General features: G+C 37.9%; 29 protein-coding genes, 2 tRNA genes and 4 pseudogenes. 8 read left to right on the forward strand and 27 right to left on the reverse strand.

Features of this window, described 5'->3' with window-relative positions:
* Position 1: 1 nt before the first annotated feature.
* Both C1712_RS05305 and C1712_RS05315 read right to left on the reverse strand, forming a co-directional pair.
* Complete coding sequence (locus tag C1712_RS05305) at positions 2-1,357, reverse strand: MATE family efflux transporter (RefSeq protein WP_245858066.1); 1,356 nt, start codon at positions 1,355-1,357, stop codon at positions 2-4.
* Positions 1,358-1,856: 499 nt separating this feature from the next.
* Positions 1,857-2,252, reverse strand: coding sequence for a thioesterase family protein (locus C1712_RS05315; RefSeq protein ID WP_102267477.1), 396 nt, complete (start codon positions 2,250-2,252; stop codon positions 1,857-1,859).
* A 315-nt stretch (positions 2,253-2,567) separates the two neighbouring features.
* Between C1712_RS05315 and C1712_RS05325 the strand changes: the two genes are divergently transcribed.
* A tRNA-Trp gene (locus C1712_RS05325) sits at positions 2,568-2,641 on the forward strand.
* 89 nt (positions 2,642-2,730) lie between these two features.
* Here C1712_RS05325 and C1712_RS05330 read toward each other — a convergent pair.
* Positions 2,731-3,558 (reverse strand): MerR family transcriptional regulator, encoded by an 828-nt coding sequence (locus C1712_RS05330; protein ID WP_102267481.1) that lies wholly within the window; start codon positions 3,556-3,558, stop codon positions 2,731-2,733.
* A 102-nt stretch (positions 3,559-3,660) separates the two neighbouring features.
* Here C1712_RS05330 and C1712_RS05335 point away from each other — a divergent pair, with 102 nt between their 5' ends.
* Entirely contained in the window at positions 3,661-4,983 is a 1,323-nt protein-coding gene (locus tag C1712_RS05335) for an MATE family efflux transporter (protein ID WP_102267483.1), read from the forward strand.
* Between the two features lie 369 nt (positions 4,984-5,352).
* On the opposite strand, the gene C1712_RS05340 is transcribed toward C1712_RS05335, so the two are convergent.
* From C1712_RS05340 to C1712_RS05375, 8 genes are all read right to left on the reverse strand, one after another.
* Positions 5,353-7,275 (reverse strand): BglG family transcription antiterminator, encoded by a 1,923-nt coding sequence (locus C1712_RS05340; protein ID WP_102267485.1) that lies wholly within the window; start codon positions 7,273-7,275, stop codon positions 5,353-5,355.
* 229 nt (positions 7,276-7,504) lie between these two features.
* Positions 7,505-8,674, reverse strand: a complete 1,170-nt coding sequence (locus C1712_RS05345; protein WP_102267487.1) for an SIS domain-containing protein — start codon at positions 8,672-8,674, stop codon at positions 7,505-7,507.
* Positions 8,674-9,087 (reverse strand): PTS sugar transporter subunit IIA, encoded by a 414-nt coding sequence (locus C1712_RS05350; protein ID WP_102267489.1) that lies wholly within the window; start codon positions 9,085-9,087, stop codon positions 8,674-8,676. Before C1712_RS05350 ends, C1712_RS05345 begins: the two co-directional genes overlap by 1 nt.
* 21 nt (positions 9,088-9,108) lie before the next feature.
* A complete protein-coding gene (locus tag C1712_RS05355) occupies positions 9,109-9,903 on the reverse strand; it encodes a PTS system mannose/fructose/sorbose family transporter subunit IID (RefSeq protein WP_102267491.1) in 795 nt (264 codons plus the stop codon).
* A complete protein-coding gene (locus tag C1712_RS05360; RefSeq protein ID WP_102267493.1) occupies positions 9,893-10,663 on the reverse strand; it encodes a PTS sugar transporter subunit IIC in 771 nt (256 codons plus the stop codon). The genes C1712_RS05355 and C1712_RS05360 overlap by 11 nt, the downstream gene beginning before the upstream one ends.
* Positions 10,664-10,676: 13 nt before the next feature.
* Positions 10,677-11,150: a PTS galactosamine transporter subunit IIB gene (gene agaB / locus C1712_RS05365; RefSeq protein WP_102267495.1), complete on the reverse strand. Its 474-nt coding sequence runs from the start codon at positions 11,148-11,150 to the stop codon at positions 10,677-10,679.
* Between the two features lie 22 nt (positions 11,151-11,172).
* Positions 11,173-11,571, reverse strand: coding sequence for a PTS sugar transporter subunit IIA (locus C1712_RS05370; RefSeq protein WP_102267497.1), 399 nt, complete (start codon positions 11,569-11,571; stop codon positions 11,173-11,175).
* Entirely contained in the window at positions 11,568-12,056 is a 489-nt protein-coding gene (locus tag C1712_RS05375; RefSeq protein ID WP_178200118.1) for a PTS sugar transporter subunit IIB, read from the reverse strand. Before C1712_RS05375 ends, C1712_RS05370 begins: the two co-directional genes overlap by 4 nt.
* Positions 12,057-12,389: 333 nt before the next feature.
* Here C1712_RS05375 and C1712_RS05380 point away from each other — a divergent pair.
* Positions 12,390-12,478: transfer RNA gene (locus C1712_RS05380), tRNA-Ser, on the forward strand.
* A 610-nt stretch (positions 12,479-13,088) separates the two neighbouring features.
* Here the strand turns inward: C1712_RS05380 and C1712_RS05385 are convergent.
* Positions 13,089-13,367, reverse strand: a complete 279-nt coding sequence (locus C1712_RS05385; protein WP_102267501.1) for a type II toxin-antitoxin system YafQ family toxin — start codon at positions 13,365-13,367, stop codon at positions 13,089-13,091.
* Entirely contained in the window at positions 13,364-13,636 is a 273-nt protein-coding gene (locus C1712_RS05390; RefSeq protein WP_102267503.1) for a type II toxin-antitoxin system RelB/DinJ family antitoxin, read from the reverse strand. The genes C1712_RS05385 and C1712_RS05390 overlap by 4 nt, the downstream gene beginning before the upstream one ends.
* 611 nt (positions 13,637-14,247) lie before the next feature.
* Here C1712_RS05390 and C1712_RS05395 point away from each other — a divergent pair.
* The 3 genes from C1712_RS05395 (at position 14,248) to C1712_RS05405 (ending at position 16,845) form a co-directional block, all read left to right on the forward strand.
* Positions 14,248-15,144 (forward strand): helix-turn-helix transcriptional regulator, encoded by an 897-nt coding sequence (locus C1712_RS05395; protein ID WP_102267505.1) that lies wholly within the window; start codon positions 14,248-14,250, stop codon positions 15,142-15,144.
* 124 nt (positions 15,145-15,268) lie between these two features.
* Positions 15,269-15,970, forward strand: a complete 702-nt coding sequence (locus C1712_RS05400) for a GNAT family N-acetyltransferase (RefSeq protein WP_425435994.1) — start codon at positions 15,269-15,271, stop codon at positions 15,968-15,970.
* Positions 15,971-16,017: 47 nt separating this feature from the next.
* Positions 16,018-16,845, forward strand: a complete 828-nt coding sequence (locus tag C1712_RS05405) for an SPL family radical SAM protein (protein ID WP_245858067.1) — start codon at positions 16,018-16,020, stop codon at positions 16,843-16,845.
* Between the two features lie 30 nt (positions 16,846-16,875).
* On the opposite strand, the pseudogene rhuM reads toward C1712_RS05405, so the two are convergent.
* From rhuM to C1712_RS05450, 10 genes and pseudogenes are all read right to left on the reverse strand, one after another.
* A pseudogene (rhuM, locus tag C1712_RS05410) lies at positions 16,876-17,112 on the reverse strand (RhuM family protein).
* A gap of 412 nt (positions 17,113-17,524) precedes the next feature.
* A pseudogene (locus C1712_RS05415) lies at positions 17,525-17,605 on the reverse strand (cysteine-rich KTR domain-containing protein); the annotation flags it as partial.
* 13 nt (positions 17,606-17,618) lie between these two features.
* Positions 17,619-17,702: pseudogene (locus C1712_RS13205) on the reverse strand (cysteine-rich KTR domain-containing protein); the annotation flags it as partial.
* A gap of 20 nt (positions 17,703-17,722) precedes the next feature.
* A complete protein-coding gene (locus C1712_RS05420) occupies positions 17,723-18,250 on the reverse strand; it encodes a flavodoxin domain-containing protein (RefSeq protein ID WP_102267509.1) in 528 nt (175 codons plus the stop codon).
* Between the two features lie 42 nt (positions 18,251-18,292).
* Positions 18,293-18,859: a TetR/AcrR family transcriptional regulator gene (locus tag C1712_RS05425; RefSeq protein WP_102267511.1), complete on the reverse strand. Its 567-nt coding sequence runs from the start codon at positions 18,857-18,859 to the stop codon at positions 18,293-18,295.
* 214 nt (positions 18,860-19,073) lie between these two features.
* Entirely contained in the window at positions 19,074-19,277 is a 204-nt protein-coding gene (locus C1712_RS13210) for a TnpV protein (protein ID WP_425435995.1), read from the reverse strand.
* Between the two features lie 179 nt (positions 19,278-19,456).
* Positions 19,457-20,368, reverse strand: a complete 912-nt coding sequence (locus tag C1712_RS05435) for an SMODS-associated NUDIX domain-containing protein (protein WP_102267513.1) — start codon at positions 20,366-20,368, stop codon at positions 19,457-19,459.
* 1 nt (position 20,369) lies between these two features.
* A complete protein-coding gene (locus C1712_RS05440; protein ID WP_102267515.1) occupies positions 20,370-21,737 on the reverse strand; it encodes a nucleotidyltransferase in 1,368 nt (455 codons plus the stop codon).
* 272 nt (positions 21,738-22,009) lie between these two features.
* A complete protein-coding gene (locus tag C1712_RS05445; RefSeq protein ID WP_180963082.1) occupies positions 22,010-22,678 on the reverse strand; it encodes an ImmA/IrrE family metallo-endopeptidase in 669 nt (222 codons plus the stop codon).
* The gene (locus tag C1712_RS05450) at positions 22,668-23,030 is read right to left on the reverse strand and encodes a helix-turn-helix domain-containing protein (protein WP_102267519.1); all 363 of its coding nucleotides are present in this window, start codon (positions 23,028-23,030) and stop codon (positions 22,668-22,670) included. Before C1712_RS05450 ends, C1712_RS05445 begins: the two co-directional genes overlap by 11 nt.
* A 421-nt stretch (positions 23,031-23,451) precedes the next feature.
* Here C1712_RS05450 and C1712_RS13215 point away from each other — a divergent pair, with 421 nt between their 5' ends.
* Both C1712_RS13215 and C1712_RS13220 read left to right on the forward strand, forming a co-directional pair.
* Positions 23,452-23,637 carry a transposase family protein gene (locus tag C1712_RS13215; protein WP_425435996.1) on the forward strand — a complete coding sequence of 62 codons (186 nt, stop codon included), beginning with the start codon at positions 23,452-23,454 and terminating at the stop codon, positions 23,635-23,637.
* Between the two features lie 3 nt (positions 23,638-23,640).
* Positions 23,641-24,039 (forward strand): annotated as a pseudogene (locus C1712_RS13220) (ISNCY family transposase); the annotation flags it as partial.
* 60 nt (positions 24,040-24,099) lie between these two features.
* On the opposite strand, the gene C1712_RS05460 reads toward C1712_RS13220, so the two are convergent.
* From C1712_RS05460 to C1712_RS05475, 4 genes are all read right to left on the reverse strand, one after another.
* Positions 24,100-24,522 carry an MGMT family protein gene (locus C1712_RS05460; protein WP_281254627.1) on the reverse strand — a complete coding sequence of 141 codons (423 nt, stop codon included), beginning with the start codon at positions 24,520-24,522 and terminating at the stop codon, positions 24,100-24,102.
* A 147-nt stretch (positions 24,523-24,669) separates the two neighbouring features.
* Positions 24,670-24,864 (reverse strand): cysteine-rich KTR domain-containing protein, encoded by a 195-nt coding sequence (locus C1712_RS05465; protein WP_425435997.1) that lies wholly within the window; start codon positions 24,862-24,864, stop codon positions 24,670-24,672.
* Between the two features lie 2 nt (positions 24,865-24,866).
* Entirely contained in the window at positions 24,867-25,394 is a 528-nt protein-coding gene (locus C1712_RS05470) for a flavodoxin domain-containing protein (RefSeq protein ID WP_102267522.1), read from the reverse strand.
* A gap of 42 nt (positions 25,395-25,436) precedes the next feature.
* Entirely contained in the window at positions 25,437-26,003 is a 567-nt protein-coding gene (locus C1712_RS05475) for a TetR/AcrR family transcriptional regulator (RefSeq protein ID WP_102267524.1), read from the reverse strand.
* Positions 26,004-26,211 lie beyond the last annotated feature (208 nt).

Below are 26,211 nucleotides of genomic sequence, written 5' to 3' on the forward strand. Positions count from 1 at the left end.
TCTATGACTGACGATCAAAGGCATGAAGCCAGTCTACTTTTTGATAATAAATGAAGAAAGCAAGTGAACTGAGCGTCCATGTCAGTGGATAAACCCAATACACCATATTGATGGAATTGGTGAGCGGCACCATGATCATCAAAAACGCCACTCGCACGACGCACCAGAATACCAGCATGACGACCATCGGCACCATTGATTTGCCCGCTCCCCGCAAAATAGCGGAAATGCAATGAGAATAAGCAAGCAGGCAAAAGAAGAATGCGGCGGTACGTGCCCGATCGCTTCCATATAAGACGACCTGCGGATCATTGTTAAAAGCGACTATGAGCAGCGGGGCAAATAAGAAGATCGCAAGACCGATCAGCTCTGCCAAGATCATCGAGCACAGGACACCGAACTTTGCCCCTTTTAAGGTACGGCCATATTGCTTGGCACCCAGATTTTGACCGACAAAGGTCGTCAGCGCCATGGTAAAGCTGGTAATCGGCAAAAAAGCAAAGCCTTCGATCTTTGAAAAAGCGCCGCAGCCTGCCATCGCCATCTCACCGAACGCATTGATATTAGACTGCACGACGACATTGGCAATCGCGATTATGGAATTTTGAAGGCCGGAAGGGAGCCCATAGCGAATCACCATTTTTAAGATCGGCAGATCAAATTTCACTTTCTTGATTTCTACGCGATAAGTTTCTTTTGTGCGAAGCAACTGGATCAAACATAAGATCGCACTGATAAACTGCGCTAAGATGGTCGCATAGGCCGCACCGTCTACCCCCATATGAAAGACGGTGATGAATACGATATCCAGCACGATGTTGACGATCGAAGAAACGATCAAATAATAAAGCGGATGCTTGGAATCACCGACTGCCTGCAATATGCCGACAAATACATTATACATGACAAGTCCCAGTGAACCGAGAAAATAGATTCTGAAATAGGCGACTGAATCGGGCATGACATTTTCCGGCGTTCCCATCCAGATCAGGATCTGCGGCGCCAACAGCATGCCGAGGATCGTTAAAGCGATACCCGCAAAAAGGCCAAAGGCAACGGTCGTATGAATTGCCTTGCTCATGTGTTCATAATCCTTCGCGCCAAAATAGCGAGCGATCACGACCCCTGCGCCCATCGCAATACCGTTAAACAGACCGACCATCAAAAAGATGAGATTACCTGAAGAACTGACTGCAGCTAAGGCGTTGCTGCCGAGGAAATTCCCGACGATCAAAGAATCTGCCGTATTGTATAACTGCTGAAAAAGGTTTCCCAGAAACAGCGGCAGGGCAAAGAAGGTAATCTTTTTCCAAATGATTCCTTCCGTCATTAAATTTTTTTCTGCATATTCCGCCATGTCTTTCATCCCCTATCTTATACCTGTGAAATCAGCATCTGATCACAGGCGTTTTGTTTGCTCTTATATCGCAACTGCGCTTGTATCTTTCTATAATTTATTATGATACCACAATTTATGCGAAGCGGCAGTAATTTCTTCGTCTTTTCTTTTCTATCCGGTATGGGGCATGAAAAAAGCAGACCTTGTTTCCTTTTTTGACGTCTGCTTGTTACAAAAGTGCCACATGGAGAAAGCGGCTGATCCAAAAACAAAACAGGGTGTTTACAGGAGATGTCAAAAGACTGCCAGACAATCAGGGGATTCGCTCTTGATCAATTTTTTCTTATCCATCCCTCTGAAAAAGGCGATCGCCTGCTCTATTCTCTTTTCGATGACAAAGCATGCGCATCACTTTGTTTTGTTTATGTGTTTTTGATTTCCGTTTTTTCTATGCTTTCCCATTTATTCCTTTTATTGGCTTTTTATTAGCTTTCTTCTTGCATTTGAACCATTTCTTTTATTTGGATAATTTCTGTTGGGTTCGTTCGAGGAAAGAAGCTGCTTTTACCACACAGCGCTGATGGGTGCCTTTCCCGATCATGCCGCAGGCATCTTGTGCTGAAACATCGAACGTGATGATCCGGCGATCGATTGCAACGATCTTTGCGGTTGCTTCGACCTGCATACCGATTGGCGTGGCGGCATCATGCGTGATCGACATTGCAATGCCGACAGAAGTTTCTCCCTCATCTAAAAACGGGGCAAGCGCTTCTTTGGCGGCCTGTTCCATCAAAGCGACCATCATCGGCGTCGCATATACTTCTACATCGCCGCTGCCGATCGTCTTAGCGCTCATTTCCGGGCATACCGTTGTAACGACCGTCTTTTGTGTTTGTAATGTGATTTCTTTCATGTTCCTCCTCCATGCAATTTTTTATTGCACGTTTTTTATAACGATGGCATTATACCATGAGTTGCGCCAAATTGCGATGACAATCGGAAAAGTGAAACATTATTTGGATCGGTGCCTGCCGAAACGATCTGATCATAGAATAAGGATGGTGCCGAAATACCGTAATTGTGTGTATTTATCCGATCTCCCTATAAGTGAAACTGCTTTTACAGACAATATGAATAAGTGCGCACTTGCCATGGCCAGATGAAACAATGCTTATGAAAAAATAGTTGCAGGAATACTATTTTTATGCTAAAATGTTCTAGCAATCATAGGGGTGTAGTACAAAGGCAGTATAACGGTCTCCAAAACCGCTGATACGGGTTCGATTCCTGTCACCCCTGCCATTATGCAAGCAAACGAATTTTGTTGTTTTTCCAAAAGCGTTCAAAATTCGTTTTTTTTATATCTTTCTTGCGTTTTTCCCCCTCTTTTATTATCTATTGTTCCCGCAATACAGAGTTTTTTCATCTGCGTTCTTGATCTTGATTTGCAGCTGCGTGATATACTCCTTTGGATCAATCGTTTCATGCACATCAATGATCAATAGTTCCAGTGCATCGCCATCGGCTTCATATCCCATTTTTCGCATATAGGCCATCATTTCATACAAATGTTCAAAGTTTTGATCTTTCTTGCCGCGGTAAGAAAGCGTCAGATAAGTGCCCTGCGGCAGTTCAAATTCATAAGAAAGCAGTGTGTCTCCCATGATCAGCACATCTTTATAATGACAAGGATGAGCATGAATATCAATGATACAGCCGGTATTGAAATTAGCGATCGCAAACAGGTTTTCTTCATATTCTTTGCTAAGCTTAGCTAATAGAAAATCATTGTCATTGGCATCATTGGTCGTCGTTTTCAAAGTAACGCATTTGCGTTTCGGCAGCTTTTTTACCTGTATTTTGTCAAATGTCATCTTTTGTGTTTTCAACAGTTCTTCTTTTCGCCGCTCCATATCAAAACGCATATTTTGCAGCTCCGCCATTTTTTGATCGATGACCTTGATTTCTTCTTCAAATAAATGCAGTGAATTTTCAATGCTGCGATTTTCTAAATATGTTTTGATCTTAGCCATAGAAAACCCCAGATTGCGCATGTCTTTGATAATATTCAGCCGATATATATCATGCGTGGAATACTGACGGTAGCGATTTTCTCCCCGCTTTGGCTGTAAAATCCCCAATTCTTCATAATAGCGCAGTGAATCAACACCGATATTATATAGTTTCGCAATTTCATTGATCTTATAATACTGTTTCATAAAATCACCTCTTGACCTTAGTATTATACTAGAGTTTACAATAAGATACAAGGAAGGAAAAAGAGAGGAATTTACGTTTTTATCCTGCTCGGAGGTGTTAGCTTGAACTCGAAAAAACAGTTTTTGAAATTTGTGATCCCATCTGTCCTATCAATGCTGATCTTTAATCTCTATACGATGGTAGATGGCATCTATGTTGCGCAGATCGTCGGTGAAACTGCTCTTTCTGCCGTCAATATTTCTATTCCTTATACCAATTTCATCTTTGCCTTTGCCCTGCTTTTCGCAGTTGGCACTTCAACGGTGGTTGCGATCTACCGCGGACAGGGAGATCTGCGTGAAGCAAATGAAACATTTACGAAGAATACGGTATTTTTATCTGTCTGCGGCTTGCTGGTTACCGTTTTCGCTGTCTTGAATCTGGAAACGCTAGCACGATTTTTAGGGGCGAGTGAAACGACGATGCCTTATGTGAAAGATTACCTGGGGATCATCGTCTGGTTCTCTTATTTCTATATCGTCAGTTATTCACTGGAGGTTTTGGTGAAAACCGATGGTTTCCCGATGATTTCAACACTTGGAGTTTTCATCGGTGCGCTGACCAATATTATATTAGATGCAGTATTTATGATCCTGTTTGATATGGGAATTGCCGGCGCCGCGCTTGCGACCGGATTATCACAGGTGCTGACGTTCTCGGTCTTTTTCATACATTTCTTAAGACACAAAGGCAGTATTCGCTGGTGCCGCTTCCAATTTGATTTTCGCATTTATAAGCGTATCATTCCAATCGGTTTGGCTGATTTCATCACGGAGCTTTCAGCCGGTATCATCGTTTTTATGTTTAATCATGCGATCCTCACTTATATCGGCGATGCGGGATTGGTTACCTATACAATCATTACATATGTCTATAATTTGGTCATGATGACCTTTTCGGGCATATCACAGGGCATGCAGCCGCTTGTCAGCTATCACTATGGAAAGCAGGATGTTCATGCATATCATACCTTTTTCAAATATGCCCTGTTTTCCACCCTGATCGCTTCGCTTTTCGCACTTGTCATCTGCTTATTTGGTACGAAATGGATCGTGATGATCTTCTTATCGCCTGATTCGCAGCCGCTGTTTTCAAATACGCTCTATGCGTTTCGCTGCTTCTCGCTTTGTTATCTGGTCATCGGCTACAATATTGTGATTGCCGGTTATTTTGCAGCGGTCGAAAAAAGCCGTAATTCTTTCCTGATCTCCGTTTTGCGTGGATTTGTATTGATTGCTTTTGCGCTGTTTTTTACCTCTTACTGTTTTGGCGGAGATGGAATCTGGTTCTCAACACTGATCTGTGAAGGACTTTGCCTAATCGTAAGTCTATTCTTGATCTTGAGGCAGAAAAAGCAGGAAAGAGCAACAGGCAAAGCAGCGTGATCCGATCATGATCGCTTATGTAATTGTCCATTTCACTTGCATGCGGACTTGCCCTTATAAATAAAATATCGCTGCCAAGTAAAGAAAAGCGAAAATCTATATCGCTTCGACTTCTTTCCTTTCGGCAGCGGTATTTTTATATTGTAATCTTTTTTATGTACAAAGGCTATGGTTTCATCTGCTTCTCATTCTCAAGCGATCGATTGCTTTAACAGCATGCGCTTTCTCCTATCTTTTTACAGATTCTTCAGTATCTTTGGACAGAAAGAAAGTGTAAGGAAGCAATGTGCTGCAAAAGCGGAAACGATATCAGAGGGTACTCTCCTATTATCTGCTTCCTTAGATCAAACAAGAAACAGGAGATGATGCTTATGATAGCTGTTTCGTATGAATGAAACTCTGTATACTTTTCTTGATCGTTTCCAAATCAAAATGCTTCAACAGCTGATTCATATCATGATTTGCTTTTAGCCACGCCGCAACAAAGTCAAACAGGCGTTCTGCTGTTTGTTCTAAACAGGATCTTACTTGGATCATGACGATCATTTGAATCAGCTTTTGATCTAACATCAGCGGATGCGCTAATGTAGCCATACAAATAAAGGTTGCATCACTTAACGTATCAGTCAAAACGATCGCGCATTGATTAGAGAAGGTCAAGAAGCGATATTCCTCAATTTCCTCAAGATGAAACAGCGTTTTTTTCTGTAATTGCCGCATTTTCAAATTGCACGCGGCAATCAAAGCCGTCTTATTTTCCGCCACCAGATCTTTCCAGATCAGTTCTTCATGCAAATACTCTTCAATTCTTAAAGACTGATAGCGCTGTGTTTGATAAAACGTTCTCACTTCCTGCAAACCTTCCTCATAGGAATCAATGTAATAAACAGGTATCTGCACACCGCGAATCGGTACGGTAGACACCAGCATTTGATAGGAAGACAATTCTTTTTCATTGATCTGCTGGATATCACGCAGATCTACCTCCACCCCAAGTGGGTTCAAAATTTCGCTCAACTGATTGAGTATGGTAATGGATTCCGGTCTGCCTCTGCCGCAGATCAATGCCGCTTTTTCTTTACGGCGCTGCTGCATCAGGATCATGTTGAAATATAAAACAAGATAAGCAAATTCGTGCATATCAATTTTGATTTGTATTCTTTGTTCGATGATACGGCAGGCAAAAGCAGTTGCCAGTGCCGCATAAGGATAACGGGTCATGATCTGCGCTGCCTGTGGGTTGCGCATCGGCAAATGGATCTGATAACGCTGGACCATTTGCACGATATGTGTCTTAAAAAATAAGGCGATCTCATCACTGATGAAAAAATCGATCCCAAAAACCTGTTTCATCATCTCCGTAATTTCCCCTATCAATTCATTCAGCCAAGCATAACGCGCATCGCCAATAGGAATCTCATCCATCTTCTTGCTGATGAAGTGGAGCGCTAAATAAGCGATTTCTGCTTTTGGCAGCGTCATATCCATGTATTCTTCCAATATATGACCATAGGCACAAGCTGCCTGATATGCACTGCTTCCCTGCAAAAAGGCAGCTTCTCCACTGTCGATCTGCACATATTCACTGAAGGTCAAGCGTCTGATCATGATCATAATGTGGATCATAAGATATTCCTGCGACTGATTTGACATACGGATTCCATAAGCATCCAACACTTTGCACAATTCTTTCTGCAGTTTGGTTACTTCCTCGTGGTTGCCGATAAACATTGCATGATCCAGCGCATAAAATTTTGCATCTACTCCGGAATGAAAGAAAAAATCAGCAATGCAGCGACGTTTTGCCACTTCATTTCCCAAAATCATCGTACCTTTTCCGGGACGATGAATCAAAGTGAGGTCATAACGCTTCAGCAGTTCCTTTACCGTTTTCATATCATTGGTGATCGTGGAACGACTGATAAATAATTCTTCCGCTAGATCATCTAATTTAATGAAATAGTCGATAGTCAGTAGTTTACGTATGATATAATTGACCCGTTGTGAAAAGCCGTTTGGAATGACATTATTCTGGGCCATTTCATTCAGATCTAATTCTTTGATCAGTTTTTGTTTCTGATGAGGTGTATCATAAGTCAAATAATAACCGATCCCTTGCTTGGCAATTAAAGAAGCACCGTACGCCGATACGAAAACTGCCAGTTCTTTCAGATCTTTTTTTACGGTGCGCGATGTAACTGAAACTGCATCAGCCAAGGTTTTACTAGTCATCGGCTCCTGGCTTTTTAAGAGCAGATTCAGTAATATCGCTTGTCGTTTGCTGATATACATGCTATCACCTCATTTCTATTTTTATCTTATCGCATTCTCTTTGATCCTGCCAGTCATGCAAGCATTTTGGTAATCTTTTCCTTTTTACATGGGAAAGATGACAGCATATATACATACACTGTCATCTGACACAAATGTTTCAGCTCATCAAGCAGAAACAGAAGGGAGTTGTGAAAAAAGAGCCTGTCTTTTTTCTATCTGACATGAATCATCTCATGTACAGATCTACTTATTTCCCCACCTGCGCTACGTAAGGATAAATCACGGTCTTGATCCCGACATCAGAATCGTCATGCCCAAATGGATAATCACTTCCGATGCCATAGTCCCAACTGCGATAAACAGCAAGCATCTGCGCAACCATTACGTAAGGAAGCGTCAGATATGCCGAAGGCACATCTTTACCATCAATTACGATGACTGTATCACAAACCTCATGCAGCGCCTGCTCATCTTGCGTACAAAGTGCAATGAAACAGCTGTTTTGTTTATGATACTCCTTCATTTCTTTTAACATATCCATTGCATACCGATTGGCGTAAGCATCGTTTTCAAAATACATGACGATAAGATTATGATCATCGGTCTTTACAAAACTGCTTGGACCATGACGATAGCCAAGCGGTGATTCATACATGGTAGACAGTTCTCCCGCAGTCACTTCCAAGGCCTTTAACGCACTTTCCTGCGCAACACCTTTCAAAGTGCCGCCGCCCAGATACACCAGTCTTTCAAAAGCGGTTTCTTTAACGAGTTTACGCAGTTTACTGCCGTATTCCTCTAAAATATAATTGCCGGCATCCGCCATCTTTTCAACACTGTGTTTTTTCGTTTCCGCTGTCTCCGTACCGAAGATCAACAAAGCGGCGAGCACCATTGCAGTATAACTGGATGTCATTGCGAAACTGGCATCATTGGTACCTTCCGGCATCAGCAATAGATATGTATGATCATTGTTTTTCGCATATTGCGCCAATTTGCCATTTGGATTACAGGTAATGAACAAATGGTCGATATGCGAACAAACCTGATTAGCTAATTCAACGGAAGCCATTGACTCCGGTGAATTACCGCTTCTTGCACAGTTTACCAATAAGATTTTTTTATCAGGATCAAGATAATAATAAGGATGACTGATCAGATCGGTGGTACCAATGGAAAGAATCTGTTCTTTTCTTTGGTAAAAGGAACGATAGATACTGTTCCCGACAAATTCACTGGTGCCGGCACCGGTAAAAAGAATCACATCATGCCCCTGTATAAAGTTTTGCAAGGCCGATTCCTGCTGCTGCACCAACTCCCAGACTTCTCGCCAAATACGCGGCTGCTGAGAAATCTCCCGAATGACCGATTCTGAGTCTTTTATGATCTCTAAGGCAACCCCACTTGTATCAATCATTATATTCCACCTTCCTTTTTCTTTTTGCGCTCTGCGTTCATTTTGAAACAGAGCGCTGTTGTTTTTGTCGCGTTTATCATTGTTTTACAAATTTCACTTAAAGAATCTTCACGGATATAGATTGCCTCTAAAATAGCGGCAAGATTTATTCCCGCAACGATCCTTACATTTTGATGGTCTTGAAACAGCATAGAACTGACCGTAAACGGCGTCGCTCCTGCCAGATCACAGACAAAGATGTATTGTTCTCCCTGCTTTACCGTCTGCAAATACTGTCTTTTTAATTCTTCCAGCGGTTTTGTCGTATCATAGTCGATATAAGAAAGACACTCCTGTTCCCCACAGATCGCCTCGATTGCCGAGCGCATCGCTGTCGCATAATTTGCATGCCCTGTGATAATGTAGTGAATCATCCTGCATACCTGTATACCTTTTTATACGATGCTTAAATAAGAAAGAATCACGGCAATGACGATGATCAGTGCAATCAAGATCGTCGGTTTAACTTTCTTTCTCTTATACAGGTAATAAACACCTGCGGTTATGACTGCCGGGAGCAAGTTAGGGAAAATATTATCGATCAAATCCGCCTGTAAGGAAATCGTACTGGATTCATTTAACACGATTTCCGGAAGCAGATTGATGGAAATGACCGATGCGACCAATCCACCGATTACCGTTGTTCCTAAAATGGTGGCTGCTCGTGATACTTTTGCGGTCTGTTCTTTTAAGGTGCTGACTGCTTTTGTACCTAAGCGATAGCCGATTCTTGCCAGCGGAAAACGGCAGCAGAAGAATGCGGCGAATACGATGAAATACAGTACTGGTCCCAGTACGCTGCCTTGCTGAGCAATAGATGAAGCGATACCTGCAGTAATCGGCAGCACCGTAAACCAGAATAAGGCATCGCCAATACCGGCAATCGGCGCAAACATAGAATTCTTTAAGCCGTCAATCAGTTCTCTTGGCTCATGCGCTTCTTCCATCGCCATTAGGATCCCCATTAAAAACGGCGCTAAGGTCGGGTGGGTATTGATGAAACTGGTATGATGGGAAAGCGCTTTTCCAAGCCCTTCTTTGTCATCACCGTAAATTTTCCCCAGAGTCGGTGCAACTGCCGCTGCCCAACCGGCTCCCTGCATTCTTTCATAGTTGAATGAAGCTTGTAAAAAAATAGAATTGAATGCCAGACGGTTAATATCGCGATTGGTTAGTTTTTTAGATTCCACGTTTCACACCTCCGTTTGCCTGTTTTGCTTCTTTTTCATGATTAAAATAATCTAACAGTGCAAGTGCCAACCCGATCAGTGCAACCGGCAGAATGTTGCCGAAACTGATGAAGCAGGCGCTCACAAAACCGATGATCAGATATGCGATAAACTCTTTTTTGAGCAAGATCGAAAGTAACATACAGAAACCTACTGCCGGCAGCACGCCTCCTGCAACGCTTAACCCATTCATGAGCGGCTGCGGGAATGCGGCTACAATATCGGAAATCAGATCCTGCGCTGCATACGTACATAAGAATGTAACTACCGCAAAGCATAGACCGGTAATCGCCAAAGTGCCGATATGCATTAAGACAAGTCCTCTTACATTGCCTTTTGCCGCCATTTCATCAGCCGGCTTCATAAAGAATGCAAAAGCGGCGCCTTTGATCGTACCTAGGTACTGCATCAAAAAGGAAAACGGCAATGCCAGCGGAAATGCTTCTTCCGGGGAAATATCTTGTGTTACTGCCAGAAATACGGTCATGATCCCGGCAATCGTACCATTCGGCACAGAGGCTCCGCCAGCCGGCGTCAATCCCGCAAATGCCAGCTCCACTAATCCTCCCGCAATTACACCGGTTTCAATATCCCCTAAAATAATACCGGTAAAAGTTGCCACCATGATCGGACGCATGACGAAAAAAGCTTCCATCAAATCATCAAAGCCGACAAGAAAGGCCATTAACGCAAGCAATAACCCTTGTGTAAGTGTAATCATATCTTTTCCTCCTTTATTTTAGTGCTTCTTCTAGTTTCCCGGGAATTTCCTGGATATAGACACGCACGCCTTTCTCTTGCATGGCATGCAGGTTTTCCATGTCTTCATCATCTACGAAGACTTTTTGACTGATCTGTCTTTTCCCTTCACTGAAATGCATATTGCCGACATTGACCTGTTCGATCGGCACATTGTTATCAATCAAAGCACGCATTTCTTTCGGGGTCTTGGTAATGATGAAGATCTTTTGTTCCGGAGCAGCGTTCCATATGAGATCGATCGTATCCTGAATGCTGAAAAAACGGATATCGGCGCTTGATGTCATAGCGACCATTTCCATGATTTCCTGCTGAATCTCATTTTGCGCAACCTCATCATCGGCAACGATGATCAAATTGGCACCTAGATAATTGGTCCATGAAACGCCTACCTGCCCATGCACGAGGCGATTGTCAATTCTTCCTAATAAAATATTTGGTTTTTCCATAATCCCGTTGTCCTCCTTCTGTTTATGATACATTCCAGTAGCGGATGTCTTGTTTGGCAGTTGTCAGGACGTATTCGATATAACTTTCGATATCAGTATCCATCTTTGTGGATAAAAGGGTAAACAGCATCATAAGATTGACGCCGGTCAGCAAATGGACGTTTTCTTTTCCTTTGGAAACATGTACGGCAATCTGGGTGCTGCTGGATAAACCGAAATCGGTCGCAAGAAAGTAGGTATGCTTTTGATCGATAATGGCGTTGATCTGTGCTTCCACATGATCCAGTGTTTCGTTTTCACTGATCTCGAAGTAGTGAAATGATGACAGATCGGCGACAAAGTATCCTAAGGTTTCATACAGTCCTTTGCCTACCCCTTTATGGGTAATCAAGACAACTTGTTTTTCATCCAACTGTTTCATATCTGTCTGCTTTCGCTGATTTGCAAATCCTGAAAATGGATCTTTGGGTGTTCCGGTATTTCTTGGAAATAAATTTCAATGGTTCGGCTGAGTTCTTTACAGATCGCAAGATCTGCTTCATTTAGAAAAATAGCCGGTGAAATTTCAATCTTGGCATTGCGGGAACGCAGACCGCCGATATTGAGCGATGTGAAAAAGGAAAACGCTTCGAGCAGCGGCAGGGCATCGACAATTTTTTTGACGACGACTAAAATGCGGCGCTCGCTTTCACTGCTTTCTCTCAAATAGGCGATGGCGTCGGGAATGTCTTGAATGATGATTTGGACGTTGCGCGGTTTGGCAAGGCGCAATGACATCATGGTAAATTCGTCATTGACGGCGTTCTCATTGGCAATCAGAATGGTGTCTGTTTTTAGGTAGCTTGTCCATGAGATAGACAATTTGCCATGAAGCAGGCGATCATCCACTCTCAGAATCGCACGCATGCATTCACCTCCTCCTTTCTGTTTTTCTGATTTCATTATATAGAAGGGGGAAGAAAAACTGAATATAGAAAAACTTCACTATTGATAGTGAAGTGAAGTTGGAAAAGAAGAGATTGAAAAGGATTTTATGTGCCGATGAATGAGAATCTTAGCGAATTGATGGAATGGGTGAGAAAAAGGATAATACAAAAAGAGTTGTCGATAAGATTTTGTGAAATGTGATTTGATTATCTTGATTTTTCATGAGTTTCAGCGTATTATATCAAATGGGTCTGCTTTCTCTGCTTTTTCAAATCATTTTTATTTTGAAAAGAGATCGACAGATGTAGAAATGGAGATGTACTCAAGAGGCCGAAGAGGTCGCACTCGAAATGCGATAGGTCCGCAAGGGCGCGTGGGTTCGACTCCCACCATCTCCGCCATTTGGTAATTGATCGAACTTTGTTTATACTTTTATCGGGGATCAAACAGAGCTCGTTTTTTTATTTGTTGCAGAGTTTATCTCATTGAATGGAGCTTATGATCAAACAAGCAAGTGCAGTCTAGCATCCCTTCTTATCTCTGGTTCCAAAAAGTTCATATATCTGAATAAAATAACCGAAAAGATTGATGAAAGGTAATAGACGGCCATAAAACACTTATAATGTGATTTTATTATATAGTCTCCTAAATAACACTTAAAGTAGTCTTTTCTGTGTTCTTTAATTAAATGAAATTTTAATTCAACGATACAGCCACATAAATACACTTTAAGTGTTATAAATACAAACTATTCCCCCATTCGCAAGATATTATCTGCTTTATTTAAGAAGGGCAACAAACCTGCTTGGAAATCTTTGCCAGTTTTCTTATCTCATAATGCTGACTAAAAATAAGTTGAACCGTTTTACTTGCTAATACTAACAAAACAGTTCACAAAAAGTAGCAGCATCTCTAGGTAAATTTCAATTCTTTATAAAAAACATCACCTATCAAATGAATTAACATATAAAAACAGTTATGTTTAGAAATATACTAAGCCATAACTGTTTCTTACTTAAACAAATTAGCATGGCTGCATACACGATAAAGTATTAAAACCAAAACATTTGCAATTACTTCATACACAAGCAACCAATCAGGTTCCACATGGCATTCGCGACACCCTTTGTAATTCCCACCTAAATCATGATCGCGATATTTTTCTTCCAAAGACTTCCCATTCGCTAACTGTTCAATAACAGAAAAAAGTTGATCAATGTCCTTCCCTTGCTTTTTGGCAAGCTTCAAATCCTCTTTGAATTGAGTTGTAAATCGAATTTCATATTTCATACTTCTAACGCAGCCCTTAAATCAGAGATAGAAGAATAACCCGTTGCATTTTTATCATATGCTAAAGTTCTTCCCTCTGTAATAGCAGCGATAGTCATTTCATTTGGAATATTTAACTTTAATTCAAAAGGTATGCCTTTCTCACGGATTGCTTGCCTTAAAAAGATATTTACAGCAGTAGTCATATTGATTCCTAATGCATCAAAGATCTCTTCAGCTTGCATTTTAATTTCTTTATCAACGCGGATATTCAAATTTGTAGACGCCATAGTAACACCTCCACTTTTATTATATATAAATTATAGCACTTTTATATGTGCAATATCAACATAATGCACGCATTATGCCAGTGTTTTTATCATTCTAAAACATTTCTGATACATTATTATAAATCAGCCATTTGGAAGCCGATCGCCCAATGATAGATCCTCTATCGTAAAATTCTAGAAGTAATATCATTTTTCTTCAATTCTTTTCTAAAATTATTAAATATGATATAAATCCAGATATTTTGCGAAAAATAATTCATAACTTTATCCTAGTTACATTTGACCGTACTTTCTTATCGCTTGTCCTTTTCATTTCATAAATTTTCAGTATCCTTGCTCTCAATTTCAAATTCTAAAAAACTTCTTTATCAAATGATGATAGTTTTTACAATTCTATTTATCTGTTAGAAAAAAGCATCGGATGACAACAGTTTCTCCGCAGTATATTGCTATCATTCTTTTTTACTAGGAAAGCATATTTTTTGTACACAGTAGAAATTATAAAAGTCAATTCTATGTTTTGATTTCTAATGTTGCGAACTTCATAACGCTTTAACATCGATAAAATATGTCATGCTTTATATGTTATAATCAAATTGTGAGGAGGACGTATGAAAGAAAGCAGATTGTTTCGAATTTTATACTATATTCTAGAAAACGGACGTACGAGTGCTCCTGTGTTGGCTAAGCAATTTGAAGTTTCTGTACGGACGATCTATCGAGATATTGATGTCATCAGCAGCGCCGGTATTCCGATTTATGTAACACCAGGCAGAAACGGCGGTGTTCAGATCCATAAAAACTATATTTTGAATCGAGCGATGCTCACCGACAAGGAAAAACAAGAAATTCTTTCTGCCCTACAAAGCACTTCTCTTGTCAATGCGTTGCAGGAAAATGCGACTTTGACCAAATTATCCGCATTATTTCAACAGCCATCTGATAACTGGTTTGAAGTCGATTTCTCCAGATGGGGCATCAAATCGCAGGATGATACATCTTTTTCCTTATTGAAAAAAGCTATTTTATCTCATCATGCAGTAAAAATCGTTTATGTCAATACAAACGGTCAAAAGACGGAACGGACGATCTACCCTCTTAAAATGGTATTTAAGACGAGACAATGGTATCTGAAAGCTTTTTGTGTAAATAAAAATGACTTCCGCCTATTTAAGATGAGTCGTATGCTCAAACTACACTTATTGAGTGAAACATTTGCGCCAATGGAATATCCAAATCCTATAGATGATCTTCAAAAAACATATCCAAAAACAGTACTCCTTTTCCCAAAAGAGATGGCATATCGCGTTTATGATGAATTTGAGGCAACTGAAATCAAAGAAAAAGAAAACGGATCTTTGCTGGTGTCAGTGGAAATGCCACAAGATAACTGGCTCATCGGATATCTGCTTTCTTTCGGTTCAACAGTAGAAATTTTAGAGCCTTCTTGGCTGCGTAAGGCCTTAGCAATAGAAGCAGAAAAAATATATAATAAAAATATATCCTGACACAGGGTGTCAAGATTCCCTTGCTATAATAGGATTGTGAATGAAATAGGGAGGGCTATTTATGAGCGAAGCATTTATCACGATCTCTGGTAATCTGTTGGAACAAGAACACTTATGTTGTGCAATGACAGATAAAAAACACCAGCCCGGTGTTACAGCTAAGAAAAAATGGCTGGCTGATCGTATTGCAGAAGGCCATATTTTCCGCAAGCTGGATGTAAATGGGAAAGTATTTATTGAATATGCACCATTAGAGACAGCTTGGGTGCCAATCCAAGGGAAGAGTTATTTGTACATCTACTGTCTTTGGGTAAGCGGATCTTTCAAAGGGAAAGGGTATGGAAAAGCACTGATGGAATCCTGTATTCTAGATGCAAAGAAAAAAGGAAAATCCGGTATCTGTGTTCTTAGTTCAAAAAAGAAAAAGCCGTTTTTAGCGGACAAGCAATTTTTTCTAAAATTTGGTTTCACGGTAGCAGATGCAATCAATGAAGAGTATGAATTGCTTGCTTTATCTTTTAGCGGAGAAATGCCTTCTTTTTCTGCTGCGGCCAAGACCATGGAAATTGCGGAAAAAGAATTGACGATTTATTATAGTGTCCAATGTCCTTGTGTTGTAGACTGTATCAAACAAGTGCGGACATATTGCGGCAAAAATAACATACCTCTTCATCTATTCGCGGTTGATACTTTAGAAAAAGCGAAAAATCTGCCTTGTGTTTTCAATAATTGGGCGGTTTTTTATAATGGGTGTTTTAAGACACATCATCTGCTTAATGAGACATATTTGAAGAAATATGCACTCGCTCATGTAAAGGAGAAATGATCATGCATTTTGTAAAAGCAAAAGGAATATTATCTGCTGCAAACGGGATGAACCTATATAGAGGCTGTACGCATGGCTGCATCTACTGTGATTCCAGAAGCAAGTGCTATCACATGGAGCATGCATTTGAGGATGTTGAGGTTAAGGAAAATGCAATTCTATTATTGGAACAGGCACTTAAAAGCAAGCGTAGAAAGTGTATGCTAGGAACCGGTGCAATGAGTGATCCTTATCAGCCGATTGAACAGGATCTCGGTTATACGCGTAAAGCGCTGGAGCTGGCAGGGCGTTATGGATTTGGTTTTACATTATTAACGAAATCTGATCGGGTCTTGCAGGATCTGGATTTATTGAAAGCGATCAATGAAAAAACAAAATGTGTTGTACAAATGACCCTTACTACTTATGATGATAATTTATGCCGTAAACTTGAGCCTCATGTATGTCCGACAAGTGAGCGCATCGCTGTTTTGAAACAGTTAAGGGATGAGGGGATCCCAACAGTTGTGTGGCTTTGTCCGATCCTTCCTTTTATCAATGATACGGTGGAAAATATCAAGGGGATATTACATGCCTGCATTGATGCAAAAGTATATGGGATCATTTGTTTTGGGATGGGGCTTACCTTACGCGAAGGGAATCGTGAGTATTTTTATGAGCAACTGGATTGCTTGTTTCCCCATATGAAGGAAAGATATATTAACACTTATAGTATGCTTTATGAGGTGGACAGTCCGAAAGAAGCAGAGCTGATGCAGTTATTTCATCAGCTTTGTGAGGAAAACGGTATTGTCCATGATAACCGAGAAATATTCACTTATCTATCAACTTTCGAGACGAAAGAGTATGCTGTTCAGTTGAAGTTGTTTGAATGAATGATAAAGGAATTTATAGTTTAGACGTAGTCAGGAAATAAAATCTTTTTTAGCAGCTACTGTTGAGTCATAATCAACACTTGTAGCAAATATCTCGAGTATCTGTCTATAAAATGCTTTTTCAGATGCACGAATATCACAAATCCTTTCAAGTAATTCTTTGAAGTATCATCTATCACCTAATTCTTTCAAACGATCATTATCAAGCACAAATCCTTTTTTCAAATATTCTTTGATAATATTATTTACCCATATTCTAAACTGCACTCCTCTTTTGATTTATATGATAACCAACAGAGATAATCACATCAAGATTGTAATAATCAACTCGAAAAGTTTTTTTCATTAGAAGTAGTTGTTGCAAAAAACGTAATAACTGCCTTTTACGTATGCTATACCCGGCACACATAAAAAGTAACTACACACTTCTCAACTATACTAGTGATTTGTACAAATACTTTTTGAGCTTCCATTTCATCAGTTTTTGTAGAAAATAATTAATGAAATAGAAAAGCCACTAGCAACAATAACGATTGGTAAATGTTTTGGTTCGATACCTTTCATAAAACTACCTCCTTTCTGTAGAGTCTACAATTGAAAGTAAATAGTTTTAAGATTATATACTATTCTATTTCCCAAAATCAACATTTTTTCAAATCCGGGAAATACATCCGCAAAATTATTTATCTTTATCACTACGAACAAGTACTGCCATTCCTTTCACATCTACGAAACTTTCCTGCTTGCATTTCGGGCAGTATAAAGGTTTTTTTCAGTTCTGTATCTTCTCGTATCATTGTGTGTGTTTTCCCACCGCAAACAGGACATAAAACCCTTTCTTCCTTGTTCAGAGTCACCAACTTTTTCTCAAGCGCCCTTATTTCTCAAGATAGTCTATTAAGGGTACCAAATATTTTTCATCTGTCCAATCGCAGCTTTGTCCTACTGCACACATAAGTGCTTTCATCCATGGTTCATATGTGTCTGGATTTCTTTTTGCCACCGACTTTTGAAGTATTTTACACAAAGTCCTGTCTATAAATTTCATCTTACTTTCATCCCAAGCACCTCTACCATAAAAAAGCGGAATCTCTCTTAAATCCCCTGTTAAATTGTGTGTCTTGATTTCCGCAAACGCACTTTCGTCATAAGGTGAGGCACCAACACAGAATATCGCTATTTTCTTATTTCTCAAACTATTTATATTCTTTTTTAAGAAAGATAAGCCTGCTATTCCAGAGGCATATATACCACCACATAATAAGACTACTTCATAATTCATCACTTCACTAATCAACGCTTTCGGAGTTTCAGCACATTCAAAACCTGTCATCTTGCGTAGCCATTCAACATATTTTTTTGTAGCTCCATATTTCGATTGATAAATAATAATCCCTTTTTTCATAGTCGATACCTTTCTTTCAAAATAGTTTATCTGCTTTTATGATTATTCTTCAGAACATAATGCCTGTCTTAAAAATGCTTCATAGGCAATTTCTTGCTGCGTATATATTTCATCTGTGGAAATCCCCGGTGTAGTTACTGAAAATATAGTGCCGATACCGATGGTATAAATCAGCATATTCAAGTGTAGCCGTTTTGCCTGTTTTATACTGATATTCAATTTTTCCGCGATAAATTCAGCCATATGAGGATTCGTTTCTGATTGATACAAGTCGTTCAATGAAGAAATCCCCACTCTTTGATGTAAAATGAATATTCTGAATAAGTGAGGCTCCTCTTGCGCTAAACGAATGTATGAATTACCTGTACTCCGAAACAGATCGTCTTTGTTAATGTGCGTTGCTACATATTCCCGTATAAAGCAATTGATCTGTTCAACCACATCTTGCCGCAGCCCATCCATATTTTTGCAATAACTGTAAATGGGCTGAACAGAACACCCTATTTTATCAGCAATATTTTTTACCATTACCTGCTCCATACCGCTTTTCCTTGCAATCTCAAAAGCAGCATTAACAACCATTTCTTTTGTAATTCTCTGTTTTGGCATTTCCTACCTCCTGTATAATACAGTTATATAATCTTTTTATATAACTGTATTATACAATGAAATTGTTATTTGTCAATTACGAAACAAACAAAAAAGGCAGAGATTTCTCCCTGCCGCTTTGGTCTTATACGAAGATGATTTCTTTCTCCACAATTTCCAATGCACGCCCAAATATTATTCATTCTTTTCGTCCATTCTAAGGCGTTTTCTTCCTTTAGACAACGTACTGTTTCATCTGCTCTGTAAGTGTTTCAAAGCGTTCCTGTGCCTCCCTGTCAATGTCGGCAAGGTAAGTATTCAGTTTTCCTCTTGTAAGCAGATTTGTGCAGGTAAGCCTTTGATATTCCTTTAAGTGCGCAAACCCACATAAATACAGTGTTTTTACGACATGCAAATTATTCGACTTGGATAGCACCATTAAACATTAAACATATTTGTTCACATAACATATACTATTTAACTATTTTTAGCATGCTTTATCTCAATTATACTGACTATATGACCTAATGGTATCAAAACGGCAGCAAAAACAAAAATCAATTTATTTTTCTAAATCATTCAGTAAAACAAATTCACAAGTAAGTATTTAAAAGTAGTTTACTTACTTCTAAGGTTTACTGTATATTGCTCTCCAACATATGAAACTTTCATTAGCTTTCCTTCTTCTTCTTGAATAATCTTTTTTGTATGATCTGCAATAACTTCTGCAAGTCTATTATTTTTAGTATCAACTCCTAAAGAAACAATTTCTTCCGCTGTTGCAAAACAATATAAACTAGTCCCATTTTCATTTTCCATCAATAATCTCAAATCAGCTTCTTGTTCCTCCGTAAGAATAAGCTCTACTATATCCGCTAAAAGTAGTTCATAGGTTTGAAAATGTTCACTAAATTTCACTGTAGTCATATGTCTCCCACAGTAGCGATATGAAATTTGATTCCAATCCAATATTTCTTTTTCTACTATTTCTTCCTCAAATTCTCTACTTAGATTATATATTTTCTCTCTTTCAGCTCTCTTGTCAAAATGCTTTATAAATTTGCGAAGATATTTATTTTCTAATCTAAGACGATAATCATTGCGAGAGGAACTGTCAATAGATATTTTATCGTCATCTTTAATTTGGAAAAGATTTTTCATCAACATTTTTTCATTTTCATAAAATTTATAAACACCTCCAACTGGTTGATATTTTCCTGTCCCTCGCTCATTTTTAACCAAAAAATATTTATCATCGACTTTAATTCTATAAAGATATGCAAAAGAAACACGTATAATTGTGTCATTTTTAATAAGCTTACCTCGTTCAAGTTTCCTTTGAGAATTTTTCCAATCAGTATCATCAAAAATATTTTGTAATGAGAACCAAAGAGCTGGAAGAGAAAATCCAGTAAATATACCAGCAATACTACTTCCAGCAGGCCAATCCTTAATTTCAAAAATTAATATGGTAAGTAGTAATGCTATTGATATAATCACTAATACAATACTTTTCAAAATTTTCTTCATATTATATCCTTCCTATCGGTACATTTATTCTTTTTCTTGCGACGCAGATGCCCTCTTTAACAATATAACACTCAATATAATGATTCCCAAAAAAACTGCTATGCTCTACTATACTATTTCCTTTTTCTACAATTTGGCCTCTAAGCTGATTTCTTCGTTCTGCTTCAGGTCCAACATTTTTAACTTTCCAGAAAACCTTATATGGTACTGGACAATTTGTATATTCCATCTCACATTCTATTTTAAAATTATGTGGCAAATAACGCCTTAATGTTGATAAAAACTCTAAAAGAGGTTTAGGTCGCCATCCATCACCACTAACATTACAGGATACATTACAACGATATGAAAGATTCACTGGATATAATTCTTCAATATATTCTTCAGTATCCACATATGAAGAAATAGGTTTTGTTAACAATCCTAAAGAACTATTAGCAGTTTCATTAATTTGATCACTCCAATACTGATGATTAAAAAAGCCATACCAAGCTTGAAACGCATCAGATTTAGTACATTCATCTTTAAATAATACATCTAAATCTTCAAGTTTACTTTTTAACCTATTTTTAAAATTAATCATTTTTTGTTCATCACTTTTTCTTGGTGTTAAATCTCTACCATCATCAACAGGAGCAATAACAGAAGTATCAATTTCTAATCTATTCACAATTTCTTTCATCGTATAATAAAAAAGTTCATCAATTCTTTCATATGAATCTTGCAACTTTTCATCACACAAAATTGTTTGAATTAATCCACTAGGCATATTTTTCCATGAAGATCGAGATTTACAAAACATTTTGGACAAGCGAACTATTTTTCTAAGTTTTCCATCTGAATTGTCATTTTGTGTTTGAAACCATTCTGTTAAACCTTTAAGTTCCCTTTTTGTCCATTCATTTCCAGCATGTTCATAAATCCAACTATCACTTTGAGTATCATATGTTCTTCTATAGACAGCAAAATCAATATGATAACCCTCTACGTATTTTATCCTAACACAACTTGTTTTCACTTCTGGTTCAGCATTGAATTGTTTTGTTTTTCTTTTGAGTGCATTAGCAACCATATTCCTAGTTGCTTGAGCCCCTTTATCCCCAAGAGATGTTTTATCAAAAACAATTGCAACATCTATATCATAATCACCCTCATCATTTTGAATGATTGTAGATATTGCCATACTACCTTGTACACATGTTTCTACAATAGAATACGCTGTATCATATTCATCATTGTATTCCTTTAGTCCATCCTTCAAACGTTGTATATTTAAGTTCTTTTTTGCATATAAGTTATCTTGGTTTCCTTGAGATAAAACAACATGCGAACTGTAAAATTCATTAAATTTAGACGATAAATCAAACATTTTTCAACCTAATATATATACATGACAATGTAAATGCCACTTATAAATATACCTTTTCCTTTCTATCAACATTTACTCATAGTTGATTTTATTTAACAATTTCATATTGATTTGACCAAGAGATTTAAATATGTTATTCTTAACGAGATGAAATCATTATGCAAATAGCATATTTGAATCTCAGAACGCATTATTAAGTTATTGCCACTAACTTAATGATGTGTTTTTATTTACATCCATTTTGCATCACCTCCTTAAAGAAGAATCTTATATCAATACCATGAATCTCTTTCATGTTGTAATTCTTCTTCCATATATGGATCATAATAGTCTACTCTTTTTGGAGCAATTGAATCTATAAATGTTTGATACTTTAAAACAATACTTTCATCAATTACTCTCTCGTCATAAGAGCGATGACTAAAGTCTATTTTTCGAAGTGTATCCAATCGCTTTTTGGCTGCCGTTTTAGACACTTTAAACCAAGACATCAAATTTTCAACGGTAATTTGCTTTCCTCTATTTATTAACTCATTGATAATTTGTTCTGGCATTAACATCTGTGCCGCAAAAAAGTTCGTTTCAACTTCATAAATTCCATACATATTTTTATTATCTAAATCATGATTCAATTGAATATGACCAAATTCATGATTTAGACTAAAACGTTGTCTCTCTTTACTAGAAATTTCTTCATTATAGAAAATTATTCCTTTTCCCTCTAAATTTTGATAAATTGCATCTTGAGAACCAAATGTTTTAATATCTATACCATACATTCCTGCTTTTAAGTAACTTCGACATGCAATATTAGTTTTCTCCTTAATAACCTTTTTTATTGAAAAGGGAAAAGTTTCTATAACAATTGAAGACACTAAAACATCATTTGCTTTTTCCAACGCTTTTTTAAAATCTGGTTTTAAGCAATCACTATAAATCATCATCTTCCCCCTCATCATCATTAAATATATCGTCAAAAACAACTTTTAGCATTTTTTCTGCTTTTTGAATCTGTTGGTCATCAAGTTGTTCCAAACCACGTTGGATATATGAAAGTTTTTTATTCACTGTTTCAATTTCATCTTCTACTCGATTTCCTAATAGATCATCAATAGAAATACTATATAATTTTGATATTTTTAATAAAATATCATCTCGAGGTACAACTCCTTTATTTTCCCACATACTAACTGCACCTTTTGTAACGCCTAGTTGATCCGCAATTTCTTGCATAGTAAATTTGTTGTTACTACGTATTCGCTTAATTGCTTTACTAAACTCTTTATTCGCCATAATATCCTCCTTAGCACATTTTATTTTGTACAATTTAATTATACATGTTTAATATTGTTTTGTAAATATATATTTTACTTGTTTATTTAATTAAACAAAAAAATCTTAACTACATTCATTATGTAATTCAGATCGGCGCTTTAAATTCGTGCGCGGGTGTGCCATACCTTTCAACTTTGGTGTTGCTATTTTCAAACCTATTTAACATTATGTGTGGGTATCTTTAACATTTGTGTGGATACCCTACTTTTACATATGAAAAAGCCTTCGTGTTATCATTTCTTTGCCGAGAAAATACACACGAAGGAGGTAATATACCTATGTACGATTTTATCACAGATTTATTCAATATTGACAAAAAGATGATCAAAAAAATGAAGTAGTCTCTTCAAAAGATTTAACCGTATTTCACATCTCTTTAGTGCCTGAAAAACTTAGATGCCCATATTGTCATGGCTTTACTCATTTACACGGATTTTCAAAACCTAAAGCAATCGATCATCCTAAGCTTACTGATCGTAAATGTATCATCGTTTTCAAAAACAACAGATATCAGTGCAATGAATGCCTGCGCACATTCTCTGGAAAAAATCCTTTTACTTTTTGATTAAAAACAGTATTTGAAAAGCAACCAGAGAACACAAAAATCAATCAAATCTTAGCTGTATTGAGTACACGTAAAATAGACAACGGTCACTGTATACGCTATAAGAACAAGTATTACATACCTGTTACAAAAAACGGAATCAGGACATACTTGAAAAAAGGTACTACAGCCATGGTCATCGAATCCTTTGAAGGAAGTTTATATGTCAATATTCTTGATCAGCTTTTCGTTATGGTAGAAATTCCTGAACATGAAGAACTGTCTAAAACTTTTGATGTACAATATGAGAAACCTAAACAAAGAAAGTACTATATACCGTCTATGTCTCATCCTTGGAAACATGCTTCTTATCTCAATTATGTGGCAAAACAAAAGCACCGAATGAACGGTGCTAATGTTTGATTTTTTTTGGGACATTTTCATTTTCGCTTGACAGATATTAAAAGCGCTTTCCAAAAACACCTATAACGCAAACAGGGCATTTTCATAGTCTTTGACATAGTATCTGATATTCTTCCTGCCTTTTTGGACAATCGTATGTCCTTCCGCTTCCAGCTTCTCTTTCTGTGCCTCAATGCCGCCGGGATATTTTGCGTTTAATTCCCCATTTGCCTTTAATGTACGCCAATAAGGTGTTTCATCTTCAGAACGCTGATAACTTGCCCATGCAACAATCGAAACAAATATTCCTGCTGTAATCGGCTCCGTAAAATCAGCTCCACTTTGTTTTGCAAAATAATCTCTAATCGTACCTAGTGTAAGCAACTTACCAAAAGGCACAAGCCGCATTACTTTGTCATATTCAATCGGCGGTGCAAAATACATTTTATCTCCGCCATACTTCTCTATGCTTTTCTTATCCGTAATCGTATGGAATTTGGGCATATCCTTGCTATCGTGTAGAATTGTAGCATTGCATTAAAATCTTTTTTATCTTCATTTGCCATTGTCAGCACCTCCTGTACTCAAGTATAAGTCAAAGAAAAATCCTATGCAATGAGACGGTTTCAAAATTTCTATGTAATTTCAACTTTATGATTTGCTATCCAAAAGTGAAATCTTCATATTTTTGACATTGATAAGTGTTTCCTGCTTGCATTTCGGGCAGTATAAAGGGAAATTTTTCAGTTCTGTATCTTCTCGTATCATTGTGTGTTTTTTCCCACCGCAAACAGGGCATAAAATCCTTGCTTCCTTGTTCAGAGTAACCACCTTTCTCGCAAGCACCCTTATTTCTCAAGATAGTCTATTAAGGGTAACAAATATTTTTCATCTGTCCAATCGCAGCTTTGTCCTACTGCACACATAAGTGCTTTCATCCATGGTTCATATGTGTCTGGATTTCTTTTTGCCACCGACTTTTGAAGCATTTTACACAAAGTCCTGTCCATAAATTTCATCTTACTTTCATCCCAAGCTCCTCTACCATAAAAAAGCGGAATCTCTCTTAAATCCCCTGTTAAATTGTGTGTCTTGATTTCCGCAAACGCACTTTCGTCATAAGGTGAGGCACCAACACAGAATATCGCTATTTTCTTATTTCTCAAACTATTTATATTCTTTTTTAAGAAAGACAAGCCTGCTATTCCAGAGGCATATATACCACCACATAATAAGACTACTTCATAATTCATCACTTCACTAATCAACGCTTTCGGAGTTTCAACACATTCAAAACCTGTCATCTTGCGTAGCCATTCAACATATTTTTTTGTGGCTCCATATTTCGATTGATAAATAATAATCCCTTTTTTCATAGTCGATACCTTTCTTTCAAAATAGTTTATCAGCTTTTATGATTATTCTTTAGAACATAATGCCTGCCTTAAAAAAGCTTCATAGGCAACTTCTTGCTGCGTATATATTTCATCGGTGGAAATCCCCGGTGTAGTTACTGAAAATATAGTGCCTATGCCGATGGTATAAATCAGCATATTCAAGTGTAACCGTTTTGCCTGTTTTATGCTGATATTCAATTTTTCCGCAATAAATTCAGCCATATGAGGATTCGTTTCTGATTGATACAAGTCATTCAATGAAGAAATCCCCTCTCTTTGATGTAAAATGAATATTCTGAATAAGTGAGGTTCCTCTTGTGCTAAACGAATGTATGAATTACCTGTACTCCGAAACAGATCGTCTTTGTTAATGTGCGTTGCTACATATTCCCGTATAAAGCAATTGATCTGTTCAACCACATCTTGCCGCAGCCCATCCATATTTTTGCAATAACTGTAAATGGGCTGAACAGAACACCCTATTTTATCAGCAATATTTTTCACCATAACCTGCTCCATACCGCTTTCCCTTGCAATCTCAAAAGCAGCATTAACGACCATTTCTTTTGTAATTCTCTGTTTTGGCATTTCCTACCTCCTATATAATACAGTTATATAATCTATTTATATAACTGTATTATACAATGAATTTGTTATTTGTCAATTACGAAACAAACAAAAAAGGCAAAAAAGGCAGAGATTTCTCCCTGCCGCTTTGGTCTCATGCGAAGATGTTTTCTTTCTCCACAATTTCCATTGCACGCCCAAATATTATTCATTCTTTTTGTCCATTCTA

It is taken from the genome of Massilicoli timonensis, assembly GCF_900199515.1.
Lineage (GTDB): Bacteria > Bacillota_I > Bacilli_A > Erysipelotrichales > Erysipelotrichaceae > Massilicoli > Massilicoli timonensis.